Annotated in this window: 3 protein-coding genes and 1 pseudogene; all 4 read left to right on the top strand. The window is 61.7% G+C overall.

Annotated elements, in window-relative coordinates; genetic code table 11:
- Nucleotides 1-310, top strand: a pseudogene (locus JMF90_RS26380) (DeoR/GlpR transcriptional regulator); the annotation flags it as partial.
- Between the two features lie 11 nt (nt 311-321).
- Nucleotides 322-1,026 (top strand): SDR family NAD(P)-dependent oxidoreductase, encoded by a 705-nt coding sequence (locus JMF90_RS26385; protein WP_201317390.1) that lies wholly within the window; start codon nt 322-324, stop codon nt 1,024-1,026.
- A 387-nt stretch (nt 1,027-1,413) separates the two neighbouring features.
- Nucleotides 1,414-2,835 (top strand): APC family permease, encoded by a 1,422-nt coding sequence (locus JMF90_RS26390; RefSeq protein WP_201317389.1) that lies wholly within the window; start codon nt 1,414-1,416, stop codon nt 2,833-2,835.
- Between the two features lie 141 nt (nt 2,836-2,976).
- Nucleotides 2,977-4,140, top strand: a complete 1,164-nt coding sequence (locus JMF90_RS26395; protein ID WP_200161709.1) for an MFS transporter — start codon at nt 2,977-2,979, stop codon at nt 4,138-4,140.
- The last annotated feature ends 173 nt before the right edge of the window (nt 4,141-4,313 follow it).

The following is a 4,313-nucleotide window of genomic DNA, read 5'->3' on the forward strand; positions in this document are numbered from 1 at the left end:
GGCATTCCTCGGCGCCGATGGCGTGGTGGCCGAGCTGGGATTGTGCGAGGCGAGCAGCGAGCAGTCGTATCTGAAGGAATGCGTGATGCGGCAGGCAGCCGAGGTGTTCGTGCTGGTGACCGCGGACAAGCTCGGGCGCGCGAGCCAACAGCACTGGACGCCGCTCGAACGCGACTGGACGCTCGTGACGGATGACGGCGCGCTGCACGAGCAGCTCGAACCGTTTCGTGCGCAGGCGAGGGTCACCGTTCAGGCGGTCAGCACGAAAGCAACGGCCGCATCCGGCGGGCCGCTGCAAGTTCAAACGTAACGGGAGACATCGTGGCGCAACGGGAGCAGCCGGGTCTGGATTCACGTCATGCCGTCGTCACCGGTGCGTCGTCGGGAATCGGCCGCGCGATCGTCGAGCGCCTGCTCGCCAACGGCTGGCGCGTCACCGGACTGTGCCGGTCGCACGTCGAAACGGCGCACGATTCGTTGAAGATCGTGCCGGTCGACGTCACCGACTTTGCGGCGCTCGCGCCCGTATGCGACGCCCTGGGCGTGGTCGACGCGCTCGTGCATGCGGCCGGCTTCATGCGCACCGCGCCGCTCGGCCAACTGTCGCACGACGACGGCGCGGCAATGTGGCGCCTGCATGTCGAATCCGCGACCTTTCTCGCCGATCGGCTGGTGCCGCGGATGTCTGCCGGCGGCCGCATCGTGCTGCTGGGCAGCCGCACCGCGAACGGCGCGGCCACGCGCAGCCAGTATGCGGCGACCAAATCCGCGCTGGTCGGGCTCGCACGATCGTGGGCCGCCGAACTCGCGCCGCACGGCATCACGGTCAATGTCGTCGCGCCCGGTGCGACGGACACGCCGTTCCTGCGCGATCCGGCGCGCGCGGCCACGCCGCCCAGGCTGCCGCTGATCGGGCGATTCATCACGCCCGATGAAGTCGCCGCGCTGACCGCTTTTCTGCTGAGCGCGAATGCGGGTGCGATCACCGGGCAGCAGATCGTCATGTGCGGCGGGGCGTCGCTTTAGCGCGGCGTGCAAGGTGCGGACTTTGAGTCGCCGTGTCGCGCATAGAGTCGACGATTCAAATATGAAGATAAATCGCGATATTCGAGGCTGTGAAATGTGACGCAGCCTGACGCAAGTGCGCGTCGAATCCTTCTCGACCAGACGCATACTTTCGCGCGTCGCGACGCATACGGTGTCGCCGATCGACCGGACTTTGCCTCTCGAATCGAAAATAACCATCCACTCCGGGTAAACGCTCTCCCACAGCCCGTTGACAGCACAATTTGAAGCGTCGAGCATTTGACTTATACGTATAAGTCAATGTTCAGCCTCATGGTCGGCTCAGGGCGACTGTCGGAGGCTGGATTCCGATCATGCCTTGAGCAACGAAGTGGAAGGATGTCTGGAATGGATACTCATATTTCGCGCGGATCTGGAAGTCAGGCCGCTATTTCGTCAGCAGGGTTCGCCGGTGCGAATGCGTCTGAACAAACTGCCGGAATAAGCGAATCGTCCTTGAAATTGAGCCGCGAATTGAGTGTGCTCGATTTGATCGTGTACGGCATGGTTTACATGCTTCCAATTGCGCCGTTCGCACTTTACGGAATCATTTCCAATGTGAGCGGCGGTATGGTGCCGCTGGTATACATCGTGAGTGTCGTTGCGATGATGTTTACGGCCCGGAGTTACCAGATACTCAGCAAGGAATTTCCGGCAGCCGGGTCGGCCTATACCTATGCTCAAAACGGCATCGGCGATCTGGCTGGTTTTCTGGCCGGATGGCTGGTGTTTCTCGACTACATCATCGCGCCGGGACTGCTCGCGGTCGTCAGCGCGGTTGCGATGAACAGCCTGGTGCCCGAGATTCCCCGTTCCGTCTGGGTGATCGGATTCGTCGGCCTCGGAACGATCCTGAATCTGGTCGGTATCTCGGTGACCGCGAAAGTGAACCAGGCGTTCCTCGTGATCATGCTGGTCATTCTGGCCGCGTTCGTCGGAGTCGGTCTCTTTGCGCTTTACAGCGGCATGGGGCACGGCCGGCTCACGTTCGGTTCGCTCTTCAATGTCCATACTTTCACATGGGCGGGGCTCGGCACCGGTATCCTCATCGGTTCGACGAACTTTCTCGGCTTCGACGCGATCACGACGCTCGGAGAAGAAGTCAGGAGCGAGAAGCGTCATCTGGCCAGCTTTGCCGGCATGGCATCGCTGGTCATCATCGCGATCCTGTTCGTGCTGCAGACCTGGATTGCCGCCGACCTCGCGCCTGGCGCAAAGGTACTGTCGCCGGATAGCGCCTTTTACGACATATCCGGTTATGCGGGCGGCCACTGGCTGTTCGCGATGACGTCCATCAGCACTGCACTGGCATTCGGCGTGCCGTGCACGATCGTCTGCCAGATGGCAATCGCCCGCATCATCTTCGCGATGGGGCGCGACCGGCAGCTTCCCAAGGTGTTTTCCCGTCTGTCGCGCAGATCGAAGCAACCGTATGTGGCGAATATTTTCGTTGCATCCATCTCGCTGATCATCGCATTGGTCTTTCAGGATCGGCTCGACGACCTGGCCTTGTTCCAGAACTTCGGCGCGTTCTCTGCATTCATCCTGGTCAACCTTTCCGTCATCGGTTACTTCAGGATCAGGAAGCAGTCGAAGGACACATGGAATCACGTGGTTCTGCCGGCGATCGGATTTCTCGTCATCGTTGCACTCATGGTCGCGATGAGGGCCGCAACGTTGAAGATGGGCATCATCTGGCTCGTGATCGGGCTCGTCTATTACTTTGTGATGCGTCATGTGTTTGGACGCAGTGCAGCACTGAAGATCTGAGAACGACATCGATGATTCCGTCGCTCACGAGGAATTTTCGCTTGCAGGCTTGATGCGCGATGACTCGACGCCGGCCCTTCGCGATGAAGGGCTCGTCGGGTCATTTTTCGTTGTGGGTGCGTGACAGGGCACGTCTATTTCATGAGTACTTTCGCAGTCGATGGTCAGTCCCGCAGTGGCGTCTGGGCGCGCCTTTCGACCCGGGCGGGCTTTTATTCGTTCGGTTTCATCCTGTCCGCGTGGGCGCCGCTCGCGCCTCTTGCAAAATCCCGAATTGGCCTGAGCGATGGCGACTTCGGGCTTGCGCTGCTGTGGTTCGGCGTCGGCAGCCTGGTTGCGATGCCGATCGGTAGCGCAGCGGTTGCGCGCGTGGGATGTCGACGGATCATCCTGCTGGCCGGCCCGATCACGTGCGCATGCCTGTTTGGACTTGCGTCGACCGACCGCGCCGACATCCTGTCCGTGTGCCTCTTCCTGTTCGGTTTCGGTATCGGCGCCACGGAGTCGGCGATGAACCTGCAGGCTGCCGTGGTGCAGCGTATGCACGACGAGCCGCTCATGTCGGGATTTCATGCATGGTGCAGTATCGGGACCATTGCGGGTTCTGCCGGCGTCAGCACGTTGTTGTCCGTTCAGATCTCACCGGTCGGGGCGATCGCGTGCATCTTTGCGGTCATGGTTGCCCTTTGGTGTGTCGTCGGCCGGCATTTCATCGCGCGAACGGGTACCGCGCAAACGCACCGATTCGCACGCCCCACGTTGTATATCGTCTGGATCGGCATGCTCTGCTTTGTCGTTTTTCTGGCGGAAGGGGCCGTACTCGACTGGAGCGGTGTGTTCCTGGTGACCGAAAAGGCGTTCCCGCAGTCCAGTGCGGGCTACGGCTACGCCGCCTTCGCGCTGGCGATGACGATCGCGCGCTTGACAGGCGACCGCCTGGCCCGTGTGTCGGGTGCGCGATCGATTCTCGTCGCCGGTTCGGTCGGGACTGCGGCCGCCCTCGTCGCGCTGGTTTTCGCACGGCACTGGATGATCCTGATCGCGCTGTTCGCAGCGGTCGGTTTCGGCCTGGCCAACATCGTCCCGCTGTTCTTTTTGCACGTCTCGCGGCAACGCCGGATGCGGGTCGAGCTGGCAATGCCGGTCGTCGCGACGCTGGGCTATGCCGGCATGCTTGCCGGGCCGGCCGTTCTGGGCGCGATAGGGGAGCTGGCGGGGCTTTCGGCTTCGCTTCTGACGATCGCCGCGATGCTTTTGCCGATAGCGTTGTCGGCGCACACCATCGTATCCCGCGACGTCGGCTAGGGCCTGTTCACGCTAATAACGGGCTTGCGCTGGTCCCCAGAAGGGCCGAGCGCGAGGATTGCGACGAAGCGAATACTCGACGTATTCGCGAGGAGCATGACGCGGCGATCGGCCCTTCTGGGGACCAGCCCGACGAATGCATTTTTCCAAACAGGGGAACGTGCCTTTGCGCC

The sequence above is a fragment of the Burkholderia sp. E168m23 genome, assembly GCF_016586125.1.
Classification (GTDB): Bacteria; Pseudomonadota; Gammaproteobacteria; order Burkholderiales; family Burkholderiaceae; genus Burkholderia; species Burkholderia orbicola.